Here is a 20,586-nt window from a genome sequence, read left to right as displayed (position 1 = left end):
ACACACCGCCCCTCAGGGACGCACCACCCTCAGGGACAGTGTGACGACCTTACCCGGTCTTGACAATCATTTTCATCTAGTGTGATGCTCTCGGCGTCTTCCGCTCCGACGTCCCAACGGGGGGATCCACGCCATGCACCCACACATCGCCGAAGCGGTGAAGAAACCCGATCTCATATCCCTGGAACCGGACCTCGCCTGCCTCCGGTTCGAGACCATGAAGATCTACTCGGCTCTCGGAGCCGTCCGCCATCTGCTCGAAACGGGAGCCGTCCGACCCGGTGACACCCTCATCGACAGCTCCAGCGGCATCTACGCGCAGGCCCTGGCACTGGCCTGTCACCGCTACGGCATGAAGTGCCACATCGTCGGCTCCACCACGGTGGACCGCTCGACCCGCGTCCAGCTGGAGATACTGGGCGCCACCCTGGAACAGGTCGCTCCCTCCAAGGACCTGCGCCTGGACCAGGAGTTGAGGGTGCGGCGCATCGCCGAGATCCTGGCCGCCAACCCCTCGTACCACTGGATGCGGCAGTACCACGACGCCATCCACTACTACGGCTACCGCGAGGTCGCCGAGTCGATCGACGCGGACATCCCGACGGGCCCCCTCGCGCTCGTCGGCGGCGTGGGGTCGGGTGCCTCCACCGGGGCCCTCGCCACGTATCTGCGCGAGGCCGGCCGTGACGTGACGCTCGTCGGCGTGCAGCCCTTCGGCAGTGTCACCTTCGGCTCCGAGCACGTCGCGGACCCGGACATGATCATCGCCGGGATCGGCAGCGCCATCGAGTTCCAGAACGTCCGGCACGACCTGTACGACCGCGTGCACTGGGTCAACTTCGACAGCGCCGTCTCCGGAGCCGTCGCCCTGCTGCGCACCAGCGGCATCTTCGCCGGGCTCTCCGCGGGCGCCGCGTACCTGAGCGCCCTGTGGGAGCGGCGCGGGGACGGCTCGCGCACCTACGTCTTCATCGCGGCCGACACGGGCCACCGCTACGTCGAGAGCGCCTACGCCCGGCACGAACAGGCCCTGGACATCGAGACGTTGAAGCCGCACGAGGTCACCTCGCTCGACCAGCTGCGCCACCCCTGGTCCACCACGGCCTGGCCCGCCACCGCCTGACGTTCCGGCAGCGTGCCGCCGCCCCGCCTTCAACACCCCCGCAGATCAAGAGAGAAACCATGTCGCGTCCCATATCCCACACATCCGTCGCGGAGCTGACAGAGGCCGTCCTCGCGGGCGAGCACGGCCCCGACCCGGCCGGCCTCACCGTCACCAGCGCGTTCTGGCTGTACAACACGACCCGGCTTGCCGGCGGTGATGTCACCTACCACAACCACTACTTGCTGCTTCGCGTCGGCGACTCCTTCGGCGCGTGCTCCTTCGAGGCGGGTGAAATCGCCCCGGAATTCTGCGAGAACGCCTCCGGCCACTGTCTGGACAAGCTGCTGCGCGACGAGTCCGCGCCGGTGCGGACCGCCGCACTCGACGCCTATCTGGCCCGGGTGCGCCCGCACCGGGACGCCGATGACGCCGAGCGCGTCATGCTGCCCACCGGCACTCCGGAGGTCCGCGCCGAGGCGCGCGACGCCGCCGTGGCGGGGCTGCTCGACATCGAGCCCGGCGCCAAGGTCGCCCTGATCGGCGTCGTCAACCCGCTGGTCGCGGCGATCCGGGAGCGGGGCGGCGTCTGCCTGCCCTGCGACCTGAACCTGCGGACGACCGCGTGGGGCGACCCCGTCACCGACGACATGACCGAGGTCCTCGCGCAGGCCGACGCGGTGGTCGCCACCGGCATGACGCTCAGCAACGGCACCTTCGACCTGATCCTGCGGCACTGCGTCGAGCACCGCGTCCCGCTGACCGTCTACGCCCAGAGCGGCAGCGCCGTCGCCCGCGCCTTCCTCGGCGCCGGAGTCACCGGTCTGAACGCCGAGCCGTTCACGTTCTCCCAGTTCAGCGCGGACGCCACGCCGATGTACCGCTACCGCGCCGCCCTCGCGGACGGAGCGGGTGCGTGAGCGTCGACGCCGTGAAGGGCCCCACGACGGACAGGGCCGAGGAGCCGGTCCCGGGCGATCTGCGCATGGCCCGCACCCTGTGGCCGGTCCTGCTCGCCTCGGCGGTGGGCCTGCTGCCGTTCACCGTCTTCAGCACCTACCTCGTGCCGATCGCCGACGACGCCGGCAGCAGCGTCGCCGCGATGGGCGGCCTGCGCGGACTCGGCGGCCTCGCCGCCCTGCTGGTGGGCACGGCCCTGGCCCCGCTGATCGACCGGGTGCCCAAGGAGTGGGCGGCGGCGGGCGCGCTCGTCGCCCTCGGGGCCTCCTCCGCGCTCGGCGCCAGCGGCGACTTCGTCATGCTCGCCGTCTTCTGCCTGCTCATCGGCGCGAGTACGTCCGTCCTGAACCCGGCGCTGACGGCCGCCGCCGCCGACCGCTTCGGCACCGGCAAGGCCGCCGGGCGCGCGGCGACCCTGGTCACGGCCACGCAGTCGATGACCGCCATGCTCGCGGCGCCCGTCATCGCGCTGCCCGCGCTGTTCTGGGGCTGGCAGGGCGACCTGTTCGGCGTGACGGTGGTGTCGCTGCTGCTCGCCGTGGTCTTCGTGGCCCGCCGCAAGAAGGAGGCATCCGCAGACAACGCTGCCAACGCCCCCGCCGGGCAGCGCCTCGGCTACCTCGCCTCGTTCAAGGCCCTGGCGGCCGTCCGTGGTGCGGTGCCGCTGCTGCTCATCGGGTTTCTGCGCACCGCCGTGTTCATGGGCTACCTGTCGTACCTCGCGGCCTTCTACGAGCAGCGGTTCGACCTCGACGCCGGTCTCTTCGCGTTCGTGTGGACGCTCAGCGGCGCGTCGTTCTTCGTCAGCAACCTCCTCACCGGCCGGATCACCAACTCCGCCGCGCCGCGCGTCGCCACGGAACGCATGCTCGGCATCGGTCTGGTCGCCGCCCTCGTCTCCGTCGTGGGCTTCTACTTCACGCACTGGCTGCCGCTCGCCCTCGCCATGACCGCGCTGCACGCGGCCAGCCACGCCATCGTCGCCGCGTGCGTCGTCAGCCTCATCGTGCGGCGCTGCGGCACCTCGCTGCGCGGCTCGGCGCTGAGTCTCAACGCCGCGGGGCAGAGCCTCGGCGTGTTCGTCGGCGCGGCGCTCGGCGGCGCGGGCCTCGGCCTCGCCGGCTACCCCGGCACCGCCGCCGTCTTCGGCGCCCTGGTCGTCGCGGCGCTCGGCGCGGCCGTCCTGGTGCGGCGCGGGTCCCCGAGCGACGACGAGGCCGAAGCCGAAACGGAGGCAGGAACAGCATGAGCACCGTCACGGAGGCGGCACCCGCGCGCCCCAGGGCCGCCGTGCGGGACCGGCTCGCCTCACCCGGGGCCCTGGTCCTGACCTGCGTCGCGCTCTTCCTCGTCCTGGTCGCGTCCGTCGTCGTGGCCATCGGGCTCGGCGCCGCCTTCGTGACGCCCGCCGAGACCGCCCGCTATCTGTGGGCGGCGCTCACGGGCGGGCGCATCGGCGCCGACGAGACGACGACGTACCAGATCATCTGGCAGATCCGCACGCCGCGTGTCCTGCTCGCCGCGCTGGTGGGCGCCGGGCTCAGCGCGGTCGGCGTCGCCATCCAGGCCATGGTGCGCAACGCCCTCGCCGACCCCTTCGTGCTCGGCGTCTCCTCCGGGGCGTCGGTGGGCGCCGTCGCGGTGACGGTCACCGGCGGCCTGGCCGCGCTCGGGGTGTACGCGGTGTCGGCGGGGGCGTTCATCGGCGCGCTCGTCGCGTCGTTCCTCGTGTACGTCGCCTCGTCCAGCGGGGGCGTCCTGTCACCGCTGCGTCTCGTCCTGACGGGCGTCGCCATGTCCCTGGGCTTCCAGGCCGTGATGAGCGTCATCATCTACTTCGCGCCGGACAGCGAGGCGACCGGCATGGTCCTGTACTGGACCATGGGCAGCTTCGGCGCCGCCAGTTGGGCCGCGCTGCCCGTCGTCGCCGCCGTCGTCCTGCTCGGCCTCGTCGTGCTGTACCGCCACGGCCGTGCCCTGGACGTGCTCGCGCTCGGCGACGAGACCGCGGCGAGCCTCGGCCTGAGCCCCGACCGGCACCGCAGGTCGCTGCTCGTCCTCGTCTCGCTGGTCACCGGCGTGATGGTGGCGGTGAGCGGCGCCATCAGCTTCGTGGGGCTCGTCATGCCGCACCTGGTGCGCATGGTGGTCGGCGCCGGGCACGCCCGGGTTCTCGCCGTGGCCCCGCTGGTCGGCGCGGTCTTCATGGTCTGGGTCGATCTGCTGTCCCGGACGGTGGTCGCGCCGCGCGAACTGCCGCTGGGTGTCATCACCGCGCTCGTCGGAGTACCGGTGTTCATCGCGCTGATGCGCCGCAAGGGCTATGTGTTCGGGGGCCGTTGAGATGGACTTGCGAATCGAGGGGCTCGGCGTCGTCATCGACGGCAAGAGCCTGGTGCGGGACCTCTCGCTCGACGCGGGCAGCGGCGAGGTCGTCGGCCTCGTCGGCCCGAACGGCAGCGGTAAGTCGACCGCGCTGCGCTGCGTCTACCGCGCGCTGCGGCCGGCCACCGGGACGGTGCGGGTGGGCGGTGACGACATCGCGGGCTTTTCGATGCGGCGCAGCGCGCAGCTCGTCGCGGCGATGACGCAGGACGGCGCCGTCGAGCTCGACTTCACCGTCGAGGAGGTCGTCGCGCTCGGACGCGCTCCGCACCAGCGGGGCAACCAGGCGCTCAGCGGGCGTGAAAGGGAGCTGTGCGTACGGGCGATGGAGCGGCTCGACATCCGGCATCTGGCCAAGCGCGGCGTCCTGACCTTGTCGGGCGGGGAGCGCCAGCGCGTGCTGCTCGCCCGGGCGCTCGTCCAGGAGCCGCGGGTGCTCGTCCTCGACGAGCCGACCAACCACCTGGACGTGCGCCATCAGATCGAGGTCCTGTCGCATCTGCGGGGCGCCGGGCCGACCGTCCTCGTCGTGCTGCACGACCTCAACCTCGCGGCCGCCGCCTGCGACCGGCTCGGGGTCCTGTCGCAGGGGAGCCTGGTCGCGGCCGGGACGCCCGAGGAGGTCCTCACCGAGGAGCTGGTCGCCGATGTGTTCGGCGTGAAGGCCACCGTCGTACCGCATCCGCTGACCGGCGGCCCCCAGCTGCTCTACTCCCTCCACCCCACCCTCTGACCACCCCACCCCACCTTTGGAAAGGCACCACATACCCATGTCACACACCCGGTCCATCGCCCTGGGCTCCGCGCTCGCGGCCGCGCTGCTGCTGAGCGGCTGCGGCGCGGAGGTCGAGGCGGACGGCGACGCCAAGGCGTCCGAGAAGGTCACCGTCAAGCGGTGCGGCGAGCCCGTCTCCTACCAGGTGCCCGAGCGTGCCGTGGCCTACGAGGGCGGCAGCGCCGACAAGCTGTTCAGCCTCGGTCTGACGAAGCACGTCCACGGGTACGTGATGCCGCCCGCCAATCCGCCGGTGAGCGAGTCGCCCTGGGCGTCGGAGTACGCCAAGGTGAAGATGCTCAGCGACGACCTGCTCAACAAGGAGATCGTCGTCGAGGCCAAGTCCGACTTCGTCGTGGCGGGCTGGAACTCCGGCTTCAGCGACCAGCGCGGCATCACCCCGAAGATCCTGGACAAGCTCGGCGTCCAGAGCTTCATGCACACGGAGAGCTGCTTCAACTATCCCGGGTATCCGCAGAAGGTCACGCCGTTCAACGCGCTCTACAGCGACCTTGAGCGGCTCGGGAAGATCTTCCACGTCGAGAAGAAGGCCGGTCAGGTCGTCGGGGACCTGAAGAAGCGCGTGGCGGCCGTGAAGGAGAAGGCACCCAAGGGTGATCCGGTGCCGGTCTTCCTCTACGACTCCGGGACCGACCAGCCCTTCACCGCGGGCAGCCAGGTCCCGCCGAACGACATCATCAAGACCGCGGGCGGCAGGAACATCTTCGACGGGCTCGACGAGCGCTGGACGCAGGTGAACTGGGAGGCCGTCACCAAGGCCGAGCCCGAGGTCGTCATCATCTTCGACTACGGCGACCAGCCCGCGGAGAAGAAGATCGAGTTCCTGAAGAAGTCCCCGCACACGAAGGAGCTGCCCGCCGTCAAGAAGAACAACTTCTTCGTCCTCGACTACAACGAGGGCATCAGCGGGCCGCGCAACATCGACGGCCTGGAGAAGTTCGGGAAGTACCTGCGCGAACTGAAGCGCTGACCCTCTTGTGGCCGGCCGGTTCAGCCTGCGAAGGGCGTGCCCGGCAGCCCCTGGCCCGCGTCCGGCACCACGAGCACCGAGCCCGCCAGTGGGTGCGGGCGGGGCTGGCCGGCTCGGGCCGTGGTGATGTAGAGGTCGCGCAGGTCGGGGCCGCCGAAGGCGCAGGCCGTGGGGCGGGGTGTCGGCAGGGGCACGGTCAGGTCGAGCCGCCCGTCGGGGGTGTACCTGCGGACGGCTCCGCCGTTCCAGAGGGCGATCCAGACGCAGCCCTCGGCGTCGACGGTGAGTCCGTCGGGGTCGCCCGCGCCGTCCTCGATCACCACGAACGGGCGCCGGTTCCGCGCGTGCCGGCCGTCGAAGTCGAGGACGTCGACCCGGCGCGTGGGGCTGTCGGCGTAGTACATGAGCCGCCCGTCGGGGCTCCAGCCCGTGCCGTTGCTGACGGCGACGTCGCCGAGGGACGCGGACTGCTCGGTGACGGTGCCGTCGGGGTCGACGCGGGTGAGGCCGCCGCCGCCCGGCGCCTCGTCGTAGCGCATGGTGCCCGCCCAGAGCGCGCCGTCGGGCGCGACGGCGGCGTCATTGCCCCGGCGGCCCGGCACGGGGTCGCGCACCAGCCAGGAGAAGGACGCGCCGCCGGGGCCGTACAGGCCGATCCCGTCGCGGAGGTTGACCACCAGGCCGCCGCCCGCCCGGGGCTTGGCGGCGCCGACGTGCTGGTCGGTGGCCATGACCGTACGGCGGCCGTCGCCGGGTGCGTACGTATGGACGCGTGCGGCGAGGATGTCGACCCAGATGAGGCGCTCGCCGACCGCGTCCCAGGTGGGGCCCTCGCCGAGCAGTGCCTGCTCGCGCACCGCCACCTCGAACCCGCCGCTCATCGCCGGCCCCGGTGACCGAGGCGGACCGAGAGGTCACCGGCTCCCTTGGCGGCCAGCTCGGCCAGTTCCCGCTCGCGCTCCTCGCTCCAGCGGATCATCGGCACGGAGATGGACAGGGCGGCGACGACCCGTCCCGCGCTGTCGCGCACCGGCGCGGCCACGCAGCTGACGTCCGGGTTGGACTCCCGGTGCTCGACCGCGACGCCCCGCTCCCGGATGTCCGCGAGCGCGGCGGCCAGCTCGTCGGGGTCGGTGATGCTGTCGGGGGTCATCGCCGCGAACACCCGGCCCTGGAGGCGGGACTCAAGCTCCGGCTGCGGCAGCGAGGCCAGCAGCATCTTGCCGACCGAGGTGCAGTGCGCCGGAAGCCGGCGGCCCGCCGCGGAGACCATGCGCACGGCGTGCGTGGAGTCGACCTTGGCGATGTAGATGACGTCGGTGTCCTCGAGAATGGCGACGTGGACGGTCTCGTCGCAGGTCTCGGCGACCTCGCGGGCCACCTGCTGCCCCTCGGCCGCGAGGTCGAGCTGCTCGGCGTAGCGGCTGCCGAGCTGGTAGGTGCGCACGCCGAGGCGGTAGCGGCCCGGCTGGTCCGGGATCTGCGCGAGGTACGAACGGGCCGCCAGGGTGGTGAGCAGTTCGTGCACGGTGGTGCGCGGCAGCTGAAGCCTGCGGGTCACCTCTGGCGCGGAGAGCGTCCCGTCCCCTTCCAGGAACAGTTCGAGTATGTCCAGCGACCTGGTCACCGCGGGAACCAGTCGTCCCATGAGGCCTCCCACCCTGTGGCGTCCGAAACCTCGGCCGCTGATCGGTATGACGAACACAGGTTAGGCATGGCGCCGTTCGCGGCGCAATGGCCGCCGGACCGCTTCGAGGCTCCGGCGACTCGCCCCCACCGCCCTCTCAAGACCGTTTCGCGCGAACCATTGACACGTTCCGGCCACCGTGAATACCGTCACGCCAACATTTCGAACGTGTGACGAAATACCGAACAAGTCAAGGGACAACTGCCTTGCGCATCACGGGAATCAGCACGCATGTGGTCGGAACGCCCTGGCGTAACCTCACTTACGTCCAGGTCCACACCGACGAAGGCCTGACCGGCATCGGCGAGACGCGCATGCTCGGCCACACCGACGCACTCATCGGATACCTCCGTGAGGCGGAGGCCAACCACATCAAGGGGTCGGACCCGTTCGCGGTCGAGGACCTCGTGCGCCGGATGAAGTACGGCGACTACGGCCGGGCCGGCGAGATCGTCATGTCGGGCATCGCGGTCATCGAGATGGCCTGCTGGGACATCAAGGGCAAGGCGCTCGGCGTCCCCGTGTGGCAGCTGCTCGGCGGCAGGGTCACCGACCGCGTCAAGGCGTACGCCAACGGCTGGTACACCACGGAGCGCACCCCGGAGGCGTACCACAAGGCGGCCCAGGGGGTCATGGAGCGCGGCTACCGCGCGCTGAAGATCGACCCCTTCGGCACCGGGCACTACGAGCTGGACCACGAACAGAGCCTGTACGCCGTGTCGTTGATCGAGGCCGTGCGGGACGCGATCGGTCCTGACGCCGAGCTGATGCTGGAGATGCACGGCCGCTTCTCGCCCGCCACGGCGGTCCGCCTCGCCCGCGACCTCGCGCCGTTCCGCCCCGCCTGGCTGGAGGAGCCGGTCCCGCCGGAGAACCTCAAGGCCCTGGAGAAGGTCGCCGCCAAGGTGGACATGCCGGTGGCCACCGGTGAGCGGATCCACGACCGGATCGAGTTCCGGGAGCTGTTCGAGAGCCAGGCCGTGGACATCATCCAGCCGGACGTCGGCCACATCGGCGGCATCTGGGAGACCCGCAAGCTCGCGGCGACCGCCGAGACGCACTACATGCTGGTCGCCCCGCACAACGTGGGCGGGCCCGTGCTGACCGCCGCCTCGCTCCAAGTCGGCTTCTCCGCGCCGAACTTCAAGATCCTCGAACACTTCAACGACTTCGCGGACGCGGACATCAAGAAGGTCGTCAAGGGAGCGCCCCAGGTCGACCCGGAGACGGGCTGCTTCGAGCTGTCGCACGAGCCCGGCCTCGGCGTCGAGCTCGACACCGACGCGGCCGCCGAGTTCCCGCAGCAGCAGGCCCGGTTCGACCTGTGGGCCGAGGGCTGGGAGAAGCGTTCCCCCGGCGGGGCCAAGAAGTGAGCAGCCGCGCGATCGTCGTCGACCGGCCCGGCGAACACCGCCTCGTCACCGGTGACACGCCGCAGCCGGGCCCCGGCGAGGTCCTCGTGCGGGTGGCCGCCGCCGGGATCTGCATGAGCGACCGCGAGGTGTACGACGGCCACCGCGACGCCGCGTACGTGCGCTACCCCGTGACGCCGGGCCACGAGTGGTCCGGGACCGTGGCTGCGGTGGGCGCGGGCGTCGACCCCGCCCTCGTCGGCCGCAGGACCGTCGCGGAGGGGTTCCGGGCCTGCGGTGTCTGCGAGCGCTGCCGGTGTGGGGAGACCAGCCTGTGCACCGGCGGCTACGCCGAGACCGGGTTCACCGAGCCGGGCGCCTTCGCCGACCACCTCACCGTGCCCGCCCGGCTCCTGCACCTCCTGCGGGACGACGCCGACCTGCGCGCGGCCGCCCTGCTCGAACCGTCCGCGGTGATCGCCGCCGCGGTGCGGGCGGGCCGCCCGGGGCCCGGTGAGCGCGTCGCGGTGGTCGGCGCGGGCACCCTCGGGCTGCTCGCGGTGCAGCTGCTCGCCGCGTCGAGTCCCGCCGAGCTGATTGTGGTGGACCCGCGGGCGGCCCGCGGTGAGCAGGCGCGGGACTTCGGGGCCACCGCTGCCCTCTCCCCCGACGAGGCCCGGTCGGCGCACGGCCGCTTCGACCTGGTCGTGGAGACGGCGGGCGCGCCGACCACCGCGGCCTCGTCGTGCCTGCTCGCCCGCAGGGGCGGCAGGGTCGTGCTCACCGGCATGTTCACGCCGGGGGCGGTCGGCATCGACCCGGTGCATCTGTCGCTGAGCCAGCTGGAGGTGCGCTCCGTCTTCGGCGCGTCCTCCTCGGCCTGGTCGGACGCCGTGCGGGCGTTCGGCCTCGGACTGCTCGACCCGGCGCCGCTGATCACGCACGAGTTCCCGCTGGAGCGGTTCGGCGAGGCCGTCGCGCTGGTCGGCGGCGGCGATCCGAAGACCGGGAAGGTGCTGCTGCGGCCCTGAGGCCGGCCGGACCGTGTCCCCGGCGGTCCTTCCCCCTGCACGTACGGCGGTACGGGCGCGCCTGACCGCCCCGTGCCGCCGTACACCCAACCGGGCGGCGCCGCACGACGATCCACCCGAACCACATCGACACACCGATCATTGGAGTCCCGTGACCGCCCCGTCAGCAACCCGGCGCCCCGGCGCCGACGCCCTCGCCCGCATCGGTCATCCGGTGCCCGCCGCCGACCCGGCCGACGCCTCCCCGCACACGTTCCCCGACGGCGGCACGTGGCGCACCGAGATCCCCTCCGTCGAGGGTCCCGAGGCGCTCGCCGTCGTCCTCAAGGAGAGCGCGCGCCTGGACGTGCCCGTCCACCGGATCAGCCAGGGCAGCGGCGTCTGGATGCTCGGTGACGACGAGATCACCGAGATGGTGGAGTCCTGTGCCGAGCGCGACATCGAGCTGTGCCTGTTCACGGGGCCGCGCGGCACCTGGGACATCGGCGCCTCGACCCGCACCGACTCCGGCGGCGCGGGGCTGCGCGCCCGTGGCCACGACGCGCTCGCGGGCTGCGTCGAGGACGCCGTGCGCGCCACCGGGCTCGGCGTGAAGTGCCTGCTCGTCGCCGACGAGGGCGTGCTGTGGACGCTGCACAGACTCCGCGCCGCCGGGGTGCTCCCCGCCGACACCACCTTCAAGCTGTCCGCGCTGACCGGTCCGGTCAACCCGGCCTCGTACGCGGTGTACGAGCGTCTTGGCGCCGACTCCCTGAACGTGCCGTCCGATCTGACCCCCGCCCATCTCACGGAGATCCGCCGGGTCAGCCGGGCGCCGATGGACATGTACGTCGAGGCCCCCGACGACCTCGGCGGCTACGTCCGGATGTACGAGGTCGCCGAGCTGATCCGGCGCGGCGCCCCGCTGTATGTGAAGTTCGGCCTCGCCAAGGCCACCGGCATCTACCCGTACGGCGCCCACCTGCGCGAGCACGCCCTCGCCACGGCCCGGGAGCGGGTCAGGCGCGGCCGTCTCGCCCTGGATCTGCTGGCCCGCCACGGCGCGGACGGCGGCATGTCGCCGCTCGGCTCGCGGCTCCCGGGCGAGCTGTGCCGTTTCCCCGTCCCGGAAGGGGACTGACCCATGCGCACCCGCACTCTCGGCATCGCCGTCACCACCGCGCTGCTCGCCGTCTCGCTGACCGCCTGCGGGCAGGAGGCCAAGGGCGGCAGCCGCTACAAGCCGGACGACGGGAAGGGCGGCACCATCGGTCTCGCCATGCCCACCAAGTCCTCCGAGCGGTGGATCGCCGACGGCAAGAACATGGCGGCGCAGTTCAAGAAGGCCGGTTACGACACGGACCTCCAGTACGGCGACGACAAGGTGGAGAACCAGGTCGCCCAGATCGAGAACATGATCACGAAGGGGCACCGGCTCCTGGTGGTCGCCGCGATCAACGGCTCGGCGCTCACCGACGTCCTGAAGCGCGCGCACGACGCGGGGATCCCCGTGATCTCGTACGACCGCCTCATCCTCGGCACGAAGAACGTCAACTACTACGCGTCGTTCGACAACGAACGCGTGGGCCGGCTCCAGGGCCAGTACCTGGTCGACAAGTTGAAGCTCGGCAAGCCCGACAAGGACGCCGACGACACGCGGTCCATCGAGCTGTTCGCGGGCGACCCGGACGACAACAACACCAAGTACTTCTGGAACGGCGCCATGAAGGTGCTGAAGCCGTACTTCGAGTCCGGTCAGCTCGTGGTGCGCAGCAAGCAGACGCGGCTGAACCAGGCCACGACGCTGAAGTGGGACGGCGGCACGGCGCAGAAGCGCATGGACGACCTGATCAGCAAGAGCTACGGCGACAAGCGCGTCGACGCGGTGCTCTCGCCCTACGACGGGATCTCCATCGGCATCATCTCAGCGCTCAAGAGCGCGGGTTACGGCAGCAAGAGCCAGCCGCTGCCGGTCATCACCGGTCAGGACGCGGAGCTCGCGTCGGTGAAGTCGATCATCCGGGGCGAGCAGACGCAGACCGTGTTCAAGGACACGCGCAAGCTGGCCGCGCAGACGGTGAAGATGGGTGACGCGGTCCTGACGGGCAAGAAGGTCCAGGTCAACAACACCAAGGACTACAACAACGGCGAGAAGACCGTGCCGGCCTTCCTCCTGGAGCCGGTCAGCGTCGACAAGTCCAACACCAAGCTCCTCGTGGACGAGGGGTACTTCACGGCGGGGCAGCTCAAGTGAGCGCGCCCATCCTGGAGATGCGCGGGATCACCAAGACGTTTCCCGGCGTCAAGGCTCTCTCCGGTGTGGATTTGACGGTGCGGTCGGGGGAGATCCACGCGATCTGCGGCGAGAACGGCGCCGGCAAGTCGACGCTGATGAAGGTCCTCAGCGGCGTGTACCCGCACGGCAGTTACGACGGCGAGATCCTCTTCGAGGGCGAGCGGATGGCCTTCAAGGACATCCGGGCCAGCGAGCGCCACGGCATCGTGATCATCCATCAGGAACTGGCGCTTGTCCCCTATCTGTCGATCGCCGAGAACATCTTCCTCGGCAACGAACAGACCAGGCGTGGCTTCATCGACTGGAACGACACCCTGCGCCGGGCGAGCGCCCTGCTCAAGCGGGTCGGGCTGCGCGAGAAGCCGCAGACGCCGGTCTCCGACATCGGGGTGGGCAAGCAGCAGCTGGTGGAGATCGCCAAGGCCCTGTCGAAGGAGGTGAAGCTGCTGATCCTCGACGAGCCGACGGCCGCGCTCAACGACGAGGACAGCGCGAAGCTGCTCGACCTGATCGTGGAACTGCGCGAGCAGGGCATCTCCAGCATCATCATCTCGCACAAGCTCAACGAGATCCGGCAGATCACCGACGCCGTGACCATCCTGCGCGACGGCTGCTCCTTCGAATCCCTGACGGTCCGCCAGAGCCCGGAGCACGAGCCGGAGTTGTCGGAGGACCGGATCATCCGCGGCATGGTCGGCCGCGACCTCGACCACCGCTTCCCCGAGCGCACGCCGTACGCGGGCGCCGACGCGGGCGAACTCGCCCTGGCGGTGCAGGGCTGGACGGTGCGCCATCCCGTCGACCACCAGCGCACGGTCGTCGACGACGTGTCGCTGACGGTGCGGCGCGGTGAGATCGTCGGCATCGCGGGCCTGATGGGCGCGGGCCGCACCGAACTCGCCATGTCCGTCTTCGGGCGCTCCTACGGGCAGTACGTCGCAGGGACCGTGGCGGTGAACGGCCGACCGGTGGTCACCAAGACGGTCCCGGCCGCGGTCGACGCCGGCATCGCGTACGTCACCGAGGACCGCAAGCGCTACGGCCTGAACCTCATCGACAACATCAACCGCAATGTGTCGCTGGCCTCGCTGCCGGGCATGCGGCGGCGCGGCGGCATCGGCGGCTTCGTGGACGAACACCACGAGCGGCAGGTCTCCGAGCGCTACCGCAAGTCGATGAACATCAAGACCCCCACCGTCTTCGAGCAGGTGGGCCGGCTCTCCGGCGGCAATCAGCAGAAGGTCGTCCTGAGCAAGTGGATCCACGCCGACCCCGAGGTGCTGATCCTCGACGAGCCGACGCGCGGCATCGACGTGGGCGCCAAGTACGAGATCTACACCGTCATCGACCAGCTCGCGGCGCAGGGCAAGGCGGTCCTGTTCATCTCCTCGGAGCTGCCGGAGCTGCTCGGGATGTGCGACCGGATCTACACGATGGCCGAGGGCCGCCTGACCGGCGAGGTCACGCGCGCGGAGGCCACCCAGGAAGTCCTGATGCGCCATATGACCAAGACCAGAAGCACCGGAAGCAAGAGCTGAGGCCCGCCATGACCACCACGACCACGCCCCCACGGGACTCGTCCTCCGCGCCGCCGCCCGCCGTGCGGTCGGCCGGTGCGCTGCTGATCGAGAGCATGCGCTCCAACATGCGCCAGTACGGCATGCTGATCGCCCTGGCCTTCATCGTCGTCCTGTTCCAGATCTGGACCGACGGCACGCTGCTGCTGCCGAACAACGTCTCCAACCTGATCCAGCAGAACGGCTACATCCTCATCCTGGCCATCGGCATGATGATCGTCATCATCGCGGGCCACATCGACCTGTCCGTCGGCTCGCTGGTCGCCTTCGTCGGCGCCATGTCGGCGGTGATGATGGTCAAACACGACATGCCGTGGGTGCTCGCCCTCGTCCTCTCGCTGCTGATCGGCGCGGTCGCCGGCGCCTGGCAGGGCTTCTTCATCGCCTACGTCGGCATCCCGTCGTTCATCGTGACGCTGGCCGGCATGCTGCTCTTCCGCGGTCTCACCCAGATCGTCCTGGAGGGGCAGTCGCTCGCCCCCTTCCCGGACGGCTTCCAGAACATCGCCAAGGGCTTCATCCCGGAGATGGGCCCGTACACGCAGTACCACAACCCGACGCTGCTCCTCGGCCTCGCGACCATCGTCTTCCTGCTCTTCCGCGAGTGGCGGGACCGCAAGCGGCAGCTGGCGTTCGAGCTGGACGTCCTGCCCACCGGGCTGTGGGCGGCCAAGTGCGTGGCGATGACGGCGGCCATCGTGGCGTTCACGCTGACCCTCGCCAGCTTCCACGGCGTGCCGGTCGTCATGCTCATCATGTGCGCGCTGCTCATCGGCCTCGGCTATGTCATGCGCAACGCCGTCGTGGGCCGTCATGTGTACGCGCTCGGTGGCAACAAGGCCGCCGCCAAGCTCTCCGGCGTCAAGGACAAGCGCGTCACCTTCCTGGTCTTCGTCAACATGGGCGTCCTCGCGGCCCTCGCGGGCTGTGTGTACGCCGCCCGTCTCAACGCGGGCACCCCGCAGGCCGGTCTGAACTTCGAACTGGAGGCGATCGCGGCGTCGTTCATCGGCGGCGCCTCCATGAGCGGCGGCGTCGGCACGGTGATGGGCGCGGTCATCGGCGGCCTGGTGCTCGGCGTGCTCAACAACGGCATGTCCCTGGTCGGCATCGGCACGGACTACCAACAGGTCATCAAGGGCCTGGTGCTGCTCGCCGCGGTCGGGTTCGACGTATGGAACAAGCGCAAGGTCGGCCGGTAACAACACCGCCCCTCAACCCCCCGAACTGGAGCCGCACATGGAAACCAGCAGACGCACCGTCCTGGCCACCGCCGCCGCGGCGGGCCTCACCGCCGCCGTCGCCGGCACCTCGTACGCATCATCGGAAGGCGGCAGGTCCGTGCGCTTCGCGAAGCCCACCAAGGAGCTCTTCGGCACCCTCGCCGACGGCACGAAGGTCCACCGCTGGACGCTGGCGAACGGCGGCACGCGGCTGAAGGTCCTCTCCTACGGCGGCATCGTGCAGTCCCTCGAACTGCCGGACCGCCACGGCCGGTACCGCAACGTCTCCCTCGGGTACGACACGATCGAGGCGTACGCGGCGGGCACGACCTTCTTCGGCGCGCTGATCGGCCGCTACGGCAACCGCATCGCCCGCGGCCGCTTCACCCTGGACGGCAAGACCCACCAGCTCTCCGTGAACGACGGGGAGAACAGCCTGCACGGTGGCGCCAAGGGCTTCGACACCCGGGTGTGGGACGTGGAGCCGTTCACGGACTCCACCGGTGTCGGCCTGGTGCTGCGGTATGTGAGCGCCGACGGCGAGATGGGCTATCCGGGGACGCTGCGGGTGAAGGTGACGTACACCCTCACGGCGCGCGGCGACTGGCGGATCGACTACGCGGCGAGGACCGACAAGGCCACCGTCGTGAACCTCACCAACCACACGTACTACAACCTGGCGGGTGAGGGCAGCGGTGGCGTCCACGACCACGAACTGACCCTGGCGGCGGGCCGGTTCACGCCGACCGACGCCGGGCTGATCCCCACGGGAGAGCTGGCGAAGGTGGCGGGCACGCCGTTCGACTTCCGGCGGGCGAAGCCGGTCGGCGAGGACATACGGGTCGCGCACCCCCAGTTGGTGACCGCCAAGGGGTACGACCACAACTGGGTCCTCGACAAGGGGATCACGGACCGCCCGGAGCACTTCGCGACGCTGCGGGACCCGGAGTCGGGCCGCACGATGAGGATCGCCACGACGGAGCCCGGGGTGCAGTTCTACTCCGGCAACTTCCTGGACGGCACCCTGACCGGCCCCTCGGGCCGCACCTACCGTCAGGGCGACGGCCTGTGCCTGGAGACCCAGCACTTCCCGGACTCCCCGAACCAGCCGTCGTTCCCCTCGACGGTGCTGCGCCCCGGCGACACCTACCGGTCGAGCACGGTGCACAGCTTCTCGGCGCGCTGAGGGGAGCTGGGAGCTTCCGCGGAGAAGGGCTTCGCCCCGCCCCTGAGGGCGGGGCGATCGGCTTACCTCGGGCCTTCGAGGACCGGTACCGGCCCGTCCGCCACGGGGACGCCGAAGTCCGGGGTGCCGTCCGCCTTCCAGCCGAGGCGCTGGACGCGGGTGTGCCGGTTCGGGTCGTTCAGCGGGTCGCCGACGATGTCCTCGTACTGGCGGGCGTGGTAGACGAGGACGTCGGTGCGGCCGTCCTCGGCGACGGTGAAGGAGTTGTGGCCGGGGCCGTACTGCTTGGTCCTGTCGTTGCTGGTGAAGACCGGCCGCGGCGACTTGGTCCAGGACCTCGGGTCCATCAGGTCGCAGCCGGCCTCGGCGGTGAGCAGGCCCATGCAGTAATTGGCGTCGGTGGCGCTCGCCGAGTACGTCATGAAGACGCGTCCGTTGCGCTGGAGGAACGAGGCGCCCTCGTTCACCTTGAAGCCGACGCACTCCCAGTCGTACTCGGGTGTGGTGAGCCGGACCTGGGGGCCGGTCAGCGTCCAGGGGTTCGCCATCCTGGAGAGGAAGACGCCGGTGTTGTTGTCCATGCCGGGCTCGTGCTGCGCCCACGACAGGTAGCGCGATCCCTGGTACGTGAAGGTGGTCGCGTCGAGCGAGAAGGTGTCCCAGGCCGTGGTGAGCTGCCCCTTCTCCACCCAGGTGCCCTTGAACGGGTCGCGGTGGGAGTTCTCCAGGACCCACATGCGGATCTTCCACACGTCGTGGGCGGGCGCTGCGGCGAAGTAGATGTACCACTTGCCGTCGATGTGGTGGATCTCCGGCGCCCAGATGTGCGCGGCCATCTCACCGCTGGTGTGGCGCCGCCATACGACGGACTCCTCGGCGGTGGCGATGCCGTGCAGGGTGCGGGAGCGGCGCAGGATGATGCGGTCGTACTCGGGGGCGGTGGCGGTGAAGTAGTAGCGGCCGTCGCGGTGGCGGTGGATGTGGGGGTCGGCGCGGTTCGGGACGAGGGGGTTGACGGGGCGGGTGGCCTTGGCCGCTGCGGGCGCGGCGGCTGCCGAGGGGGCGGCCGCATGGGCGCTGCCCCGGGCCACGGTCAGGGTGCCCGCCGCCGCGGCCGTGGCGGCCAGCGAGCCCTTCAACAGTACTCTGCGGCTCGGGAGTTCATGGCCGTTGTTCATGTGGTCTGCCTTTCCGGAGTGGTGGAGCTGGACGGATCTGCGGTCGTGCCGGGGCCGGGCCCGCCGCCGCCGAGCGCGCGGCGCAGCAGCGGCACGGCGACGAGACCGAGCAGGGCGACGGCGAGCAGGAACAGGAGGCCGGTCAGCGCGCTGCCGGTCGAGTCGACGACGGCGGCGATGCCGAGGGGACCGAAGCCGCCGCCGAGGTTGCCGACGGCGTTGACGGCGGCGATGCCCGCGGCCGCCGCCGCGCCGGTGAGGAAGCGTGGGATGAGCGCCCAGAAGGCGGGCTGTGCGGCGTAGCCGCCGACGGCGGCGGCGCACAGCCCGAGCATCTGGACGACGGGCGAGCCGAAGAGGGCGGCGACGGTGAACCCGGCGACGGCCAGGCCGAGCATGGCCGCGATCCAGGTGTACGGGGTGTCGCGGCGCGCCACGAGCCGCGGTACGACGACGAGTCCGGCGGCGACACACACGTAGGGGATCGCGGAGACGAGGCCGACCTCGGTGGTCGTCAGCTCACCGAAGCCGTCGATGATGGTCGGCAGCCAGAACGAGAGCCCGTACGTGGACAGCGGGAACGCCAGGAAGAACAGCGCCGCCACGAGCACCCGCCGGTCGCGCAGGACGGCGAGGGTGCGGTGCGGCTGCTCCCCCGCCGTCGCGCGGTCGGCCGCGAGCGCCTCGACGAGGGCCCGCCGCTCCTCGGGGGCGAGCCAGCGCACGCGCCCGGGGCCGCTCGGCAGCAGCACCAGGACGAGCGGCGCGACGAGCACCGCGGGGACGCCGGTGATGAGGAAGACCCACTGCCAGCCGTCGAGCCCCCACGCGCCGTCGAGGTCCATCAGCAGGCCCATGAGCGGGTTGCCGAGGATGAAGGAGAGGGGCGCTGCGAGCATGAACGCCCCGATGGCGGGCCCGCGGGTGCTGCCCGGGAACCACTGGGAGAGGTAGTACAGGACCCCGGGGAAGAAGCCCGCCTCGGCCGCGCCGAGCGCGAACCTGGCGAGGTAGAACTGCCAGGTGGTGTGCGCGAGCATGGTCGCGACGGTCACCAGGCCCCAGGTGAACAGGATCCGCGCGATCCAGCGGTGGGCGCCCGCGCGGTGCAGCATGAGGTTGCTGGGCACCTCGAAGATCGCGTAGGCGGTGAAGAAGAAGACCTGCCCCAGTGTGAACGCGGTGGCGCTGACGCCCAGTTCGGCCTGGAGCTCCAGTTTGGCGAAGCCGACGTTGGAGCGGTCGATGTAGGCGATCACATACAGCAGGCCGAGGAACGGCAGCAGCCGCCACGCGGTCTTGCGCAGGGCGGCGCGCAGGGTGGCGTCGCCGTCGGCTCCGTGGTCCAGGACTCCGCGGTCCATGCGTGCGCGCCCCTCCGGTGGTTCGAATGGTTCGGTATGGCTCGGTGCGGTTCGGTATTTCGGACGACATCTGCTATGTCGAACGCCGAAACGGTAAGGGCGCGTTACGAGGAGGTCAACGGGTCGGGACGGACTTCTGCGGGAGGCGCCGCCGCGCGGGACGGACGTGCCACCCTGTGGCTCCGACGAGGCCTGCGGCTTCGTGAGGACAGCGCGACGAAAGGCGGACGGGACAGATGACCGTGACCAACTGGGCGGGGAACATCACGTTCTCGGCGGACGAGGTGCACCGCCCCGGCTCCACCGACGCGCTGCGCGCGCTGATCGCGCGCAGCCGCCAGGTCCGGATCCTGGGCAGCGGGCACTCGTTCAACCGCATAGCCGACATCGACCCGGACGCGGACGGGGCCGCGCTGGTCTCGCTCGCCGCGCTGCCGCCCTCCGTCGACATCGACACGGCGGCGCGCACGGTCCGCGTGGCCGGCGGCGTACGCTACGCCGAGCTGGCGCGCCGCCTCCACACGCAAGGCCTCGCGCTGCCCAACATGGCGTCGCTGCCCCATATCTCGGTGGCGGGGTCGGTCGCCACCGGCACGCACGGTTCGGGCGACGCGAACCCGCCGCTGTCCTCGCAGGTCCGCGCCGTCGACCTGGTCACGGCGGACGGCGACTCCCTCGCCCTGCGCCGCGGCGACGCCGGCTTCGACGGCGCCGTGGTCGCGCTCGGCGCCCTCGGCGCGGTCACCTCGCTCACGCTCGACGTGACGCCCGCCTTCGAGATGACCCAGCACGTCTTCACCGGACTGCCCCTGGCGGAACTGGACTTCGCGGCGGTGAGCGCGGCGGCGTACAGCGTGAGCCTCTTCACGGACTGGCGGGGGCCGCGCTTCACGCAGGTGTGGCTCAAGCAGCTGCGGGGCGCGCCGGTCGCCTTCCCCTGGGCCGCGCCCGCCACCGAGCCCGCGCATCCCGTGCCGGGCATGCCCGCGAGCCGCTGCACGCCCCAGCTCGGCGCGCCGGGGCCGTGGCACGAGCGGCTGCCGCACTTCCGCGCGGGGTTCACGCCGAGCAACGGCGACGAGCTCCAGTCGGAGTACCTGCTGCCGCGCGAGCACGCTGCGGCCGCCCTGGACGCGCTGGACGCGATCCGGACCACCATCGCGCCCGTCCTCCAGGTGTGCGAGGTCCGTACGGTGGCGGCGGACACCCAGTGGCTGAGTCCGGCGCACGGGCGGGACACGGTGGCGTTCCACTTCACCTGGAGCCCGGACACGGCGGCCGTACTGCCCGTCGTCACCGCTGTCGAAGACGCCCTGGCGCCGTTCGCGCCCCGCCCGCACTGGGGCAAGGTCTTCGCCGTGTCGCCGGGCGAACTCCACGCCCGCTACCCGCAGTTGAAGGACTTCGCGGAGCTGGCCGCCCGGCTGGACCCGGCGGGGACGTTCCGCAACGCGTTCGTGCGGGACGTACTGGGCGGGTGACGAGGCCCGCACCCGCCGC

Annotated in this window: 18 protein-coding genes; 14 read left to right on the top strand and 4 right to left on the bottom strand. The window is 71.0% G+C overall.

What is annotated here, in order from left to right; all coding sequences use genetic code 11:
• Window positions 1–133: 133 nt before the first annotated feature.
• The 6 genes from KKZ08_RS32835 to KKZ08_RS32810 are packed head-to-tail and all read left to right on the top strand — an operon-like array spanning window position 134 to window position 6,213.
• Window positions 134–1,123: a pyridoxal-phosphate dependent enzyme gene (locus KKZ08_RS32835; RefSeq protein ID WP_223777883.1), complete on the top strand. Its 990-nt coding sequence runs from the start codon at window positions 134–136 to the stop codon at window positions 1,121–1,123.
• Window positions 1,124–1,182: 59 nt separating this feature from the next.
• A complete protein-coding gene (locus KKZ08_RS32830; RefSeq protein WP_223777882.1) occupies window positions 1,183–2,022 on the top strand; it encodes a DUF364 domain-containing protein in 840 nt (279 codons plus the stop codon).
• On the top strand, window positions 2,019–3,311 hold the full coding sequence (locus tag KKZ08_RS32825; RefSeq protein ID WP_223777881.1) for an MFS transporter: 1,293 nt from the start codon (window positions 2,019–2,021) through the stop codon (window positions 3,309–3,311). The genes KKZ08_RS32830 and KKZ08_RS32825 overlap by 4 nt, the downstream gene beginning before the upstream one ends.
• On the top strand, window positions 3,308–4,405 hold the full coding sequence (locus tag KKZ08_RS32820; RefSeq protein ID WP_223777880.1) for an iron ABC transporter permease: 1,098 nt from the start codon (window positions 3,308–3,310) through the stop codon (window positions 4,403–4,405). The genes KKZ08_RS32825 and KKZ08_RS32820 overlap by 4 nt, the downstream gene beginning before the upstream one ends.
• A gap of 1 nt (window position 4,406) precedes the next feature.
• Window positions 4,407–5,180 carry an ABC transporter ATP-binding protein gene (locus KKZ08_RS32815; protein WP_223777879.1) on the top strand — a complete coding sequence of 258 codons (774 nt, stop codon included), beginning with the start codon at window positions 4,407–4,409 and terminating at the stop codon, window positions 5,178–5,180.
• A 37-nt stretch (window positions 5,181–5,217) separates the two neighbouring features.
• On the top strand, window positions 5,218–6,213 hold the full coding sequence (locus tag KKZ08_RS32810; protein WP_223777878.1) for an ABC transporter substrate-binding protein: 996 nt from the start codon (window positions 5,218–5,220) through the stop codon (window positions 6,211–6,213).
• A 20-nt stretch (window positions 6,214–6,233) separates the two neighbouring features.
• Here KKZ08_RS32810 and KKZ08_RS32805 read toward each other — a convergent pair whose 3' ends face one another.
• Together KKZ08_RS32805 and KKZ08_RS32800 are read right to left on the bottom strand one after the other, a co-directional pair.
• Window positions 6,234–7,094 (bottom strand): SMP-30/gluconolactonase/LRE family protein, encoded by an 861-nt coding sequence (locus KKZ08_RS32805; RefSeq protein ID WP_223777877.1) that lies wholly within the window; start codon window positions 7,092–7,094, stop codon window positions 6,234–6,236.
• On the bottom strand, window positions 7,091–7,861 hold the full coding sequence (locus tag KKZ08_RS32800) for an IclR family transcriptional regulator (RefSeq protein ID WP_223777876.1): 771 nt from the start codon (window positions 7,859–7,861) through the stop codon (window positions 7,091–7,093). Before KKZ08_RS32800 ends, KKZ08_RS32805 begins: the two co-directional genes overlap by 4 nt.
• Window positions 7,862–8,106: 245 nt before the next feature.
• Here KKZ08_RS32800 and KKZ08_RS32795 point away from each other — a divergent pair, with 245 nt between their 5' ends.
• The 7 genes from KKZ08_RS32795 to KKZ08_RS32765 all read left to right on the top strand — a co-directional run bounded on the left by KKZ08_RS32795 (window position 8,107) and on the right by KKZ08_RS32765 (window position 16,544).
• Window positions 8,107–9,273, top strand: coding sequence for a mandelate racemase/muconate lactonizing enzyme family protein (locus KKZ08_RS32795; protein ID WP_223777875.1), 1,167 nt, complete (start codon window positions 8,107–8,109; stop codon window positions 9,271–9,273).
• Window positions 9,270–10,283, top strand: a complete 1,014-nt coding sequence (locus KKZ08_RS32790; protein ID WP_223777874.1) for an alcohol dehydrogenase catalytic domain-containing protein — start codon at window positions 9,270–9,272, stop codon at window positions 10,281–10,283. The genes KKZ08_RS32795 and KKZ08_RS32790 overlap by 4 nt, the downstream gene beginning before the upstream one ends.
• Window positions 10,284–10,434: 151 nt before the next feature.
• Window positions 10,435–11,403 carry a hypothetical protein gene (locus tag KKZ08_RS32785; protein WP_223777873.1) on the top strand — a complete coding sequence of 323 codons (969 nt, stop codon included), beginning with the start codon at window positions 10,435–10,437 and terminating at the stop codon, window positions 11,401–11,403.
• Window positions 11,404–11,406: 3 nt separating this feature from the next.
• Window positions 11,407–12,516 (top strand): multiple monosaccharide ABC transporter substrate-binding protein, encoded by a 1,110-nt coding sequence (chvE, locus tag KKZ08_RS32780; protein ID WP_223777872.1) that lies wholly within the window; start codon window positions 11,407–11,409, stop codon window positions 12,514–12,516.
• 17 nt (window positions 12,517–12,533) lie between these two features.
• Window positions 12,534–14,096, top strand: a complete 1,563-nt coding sequence (gene mmsA, locus KKZ08_RS32775; RefSeq protein WP_276573923.1) for a multiple monosaccharide ABC transporter ATP-binding protein — start codon at window positions 12,534–12,536, stop codon at window positions 14,094–14,096.
• 8 nt (window positions 14,097–14,104) lie between these two features.
• Window positions 14,105–15,337, top strand: a complete 1,233-nt coding sequence (gene mmsB / locus KKZ08_RS32770; protein ID WP_276573913.1) for a multiple monosaccharide ABC transporter permease — start codon at window positions 14,105–14,107, stop codon at window positions 15,335–15,337.
• Window positions 15,338–15,374: 37 nt separating this feature from the next.
• Window positions 15,375–16,544, top strand: coding sequence for an aldose epimerase family protein (locus KKZ08_RS32765; protein WP_223777870.1), 1,170 nt, complete (start codon window positions 15,375–15,377; stop codon window positions 16,542–16,544).
• A gap of 62 nt (window positions 16,545–16,606) precedes the next feature.
• Here the strand turns inward: KKZ08_RS32765 and KKZ08_RS32760 are convergent, their stop codons facing one another.
• On the bottom strand, window positions 16,607–17,722 hold the full coding sequence (locus KKZ08_RS32760; protein WP_223777869.1) for a glycoside hydrolase family 43 protein: 1,116 nt from the start codon (window positions 17,720–17,722) through the stop codon (window positions 16,607–16,609).
• Window positions 17,719–19,086, bottom strand: coding sequence for an MFS transporter (locus KKZ08_RS32755; protein WP_223777868.1), 1,368 nt, complete (start codon window positions 19,084–19,086; stop codon window positions 17,719–17,721). Before KKZ08_RS32755 ends, KKZ08_RS32760 begins: the two co-directional genes overlap by 4 nt.
• Before the next feature lie 236 nt (window positions 19,087–19,322).
• Here KKZ08_RS32755 and KKZ08_RS32750 point away from each other — a divergent pair, with 236 nt between their 5' ends.
• On the top strand, window positions 19,323–20,567 hold the full coding sequence (locus tag KKZ08_RS32750; protein ID WP_223777867.1) for a D-arabinono-1,4-lactone oxidase: 1,245 nt from the start codon (window positions 19,323–19,325) through the stop codon (window positions 20,565–20,567).
• The last annotated feature ends 19 nt before the right edge of the window (window positions 20,568–20,586 follow it).

Origin of the sequence: Streptomyces sp. 135, from assembly GCF_020026305.1 — a bacterium.
Taxonomy (GTDB): domain Bacteria; phylum Actinomycetota; class Actinomycetes; order Streptomycetales; family Streptomycetaceae; genus Streptomyces.
Note: the sequence above shows the minus strand (reverse complement) of the source record. Positions and strands in the feature narration are given on the sequence as shown.

Excerpts from the sequence above, each read along its gene's own strand:
- KKZ08_RS32750 (WP_223777867.1), top strand. The coding sequence starts at position 19,323 with ATGACCGTGACCAACTGGGCGGGGAACATCACGTTCTCGGCGGACGAG.
- KKZ08_RS32820 (WP_223777880.1), top strand. The coding sequence starts at position 3,308 with ATGAGCACCGTCACGGAGGCGGCACCCGCGCGCCCCAGGGCCGCCGTG.
- mmsB (WP_276573913.1), top strand. The coding sequence starts at position 14,105 with ATGACCACCACGACCACGCCCCCACGGGACTCGTCCTCCGCGCCGCCG.
- KKZ08_RS32815 (WP_223777879.1), top strand. The coding sequence starts at position 4,407 with ATGGACTTGCGAATCGAGGGGCTCGGCGTCGTCATCGACGGCAAGAGC.
- KKZ08_RS32805 (WP_223777877.1), bottom strand. The coding sequence starts at position 7,094 with ATGAGCGGCGGGTTCGAGGTGGCGGTGCGCGAGCAGGCACTGCTCGGC.
- KKZ08_RS32755 (WP_223777868.1), bottom strand. The coding sequence starts at position 19,086 with ATGGACCGCGGAGTCCTGGACCACGGAGCCGACGGCGACGCCACCCTG.
- KKZ08_RS32765 (WP_223777870.1), top strand. The coding sequence starts at position 15,375 with ATGGAAACCAGCAGACGCACCGTCCTGGCCACCGCCGCCGCGGCGGGC.
- mmsA (WP_276573923.1), top strand. The coding sequence starts at position 12,534 with ATGCGCGGGATCACCAAGACGTTTCCCGGCGTCAAGGCTCTCTCCGGT.
- chvE (WP_223777872.1), top strand. The coding sequence starts at position 11,407 with ATGCGCACCCGCACTCTCGGCATCGCCGTCACCACCGCGCTGCTCGCC.
- KKZ08_RS32830 (WP_223777882.1), top strand. The coding sequence starts at position 1,183 with ATGTCGCGTCCCATATCCCACACATCCGTCGCGGAGCTGACAGAGGCC.
- KKZ08_RS32800 (WP_223777876.1), bottom strand. The coding sequence starts at position 7,861 with ATGGGACGACTGGTTCCCGCGGTGACCAGGTCGCTGGACATACTCGAA.
- KKZ08_RS32835 (WP_223777883.1), top strand. The coding sequence starts at position 134 with ATGCACCCACACATCGCCGAAGCGGTGAAGAAACCCGATCTCATATCC.
- KKZ08_RS32810 (WP_223777878.1), top strand. The coding sequence starts at position 5,218 with ATGTCACACACCCGGTCCATCGCCCTGGGCTCCGCGCTCGCGGCCGCG.
- KKZ08_RS32760 (WP_223777869.1), bottom strand. The coding sequence starts at position 17,722 with ATGAACAACGGCCATGAACTCCCGAGCCGCAGAGTACTGTTGAAGGGC.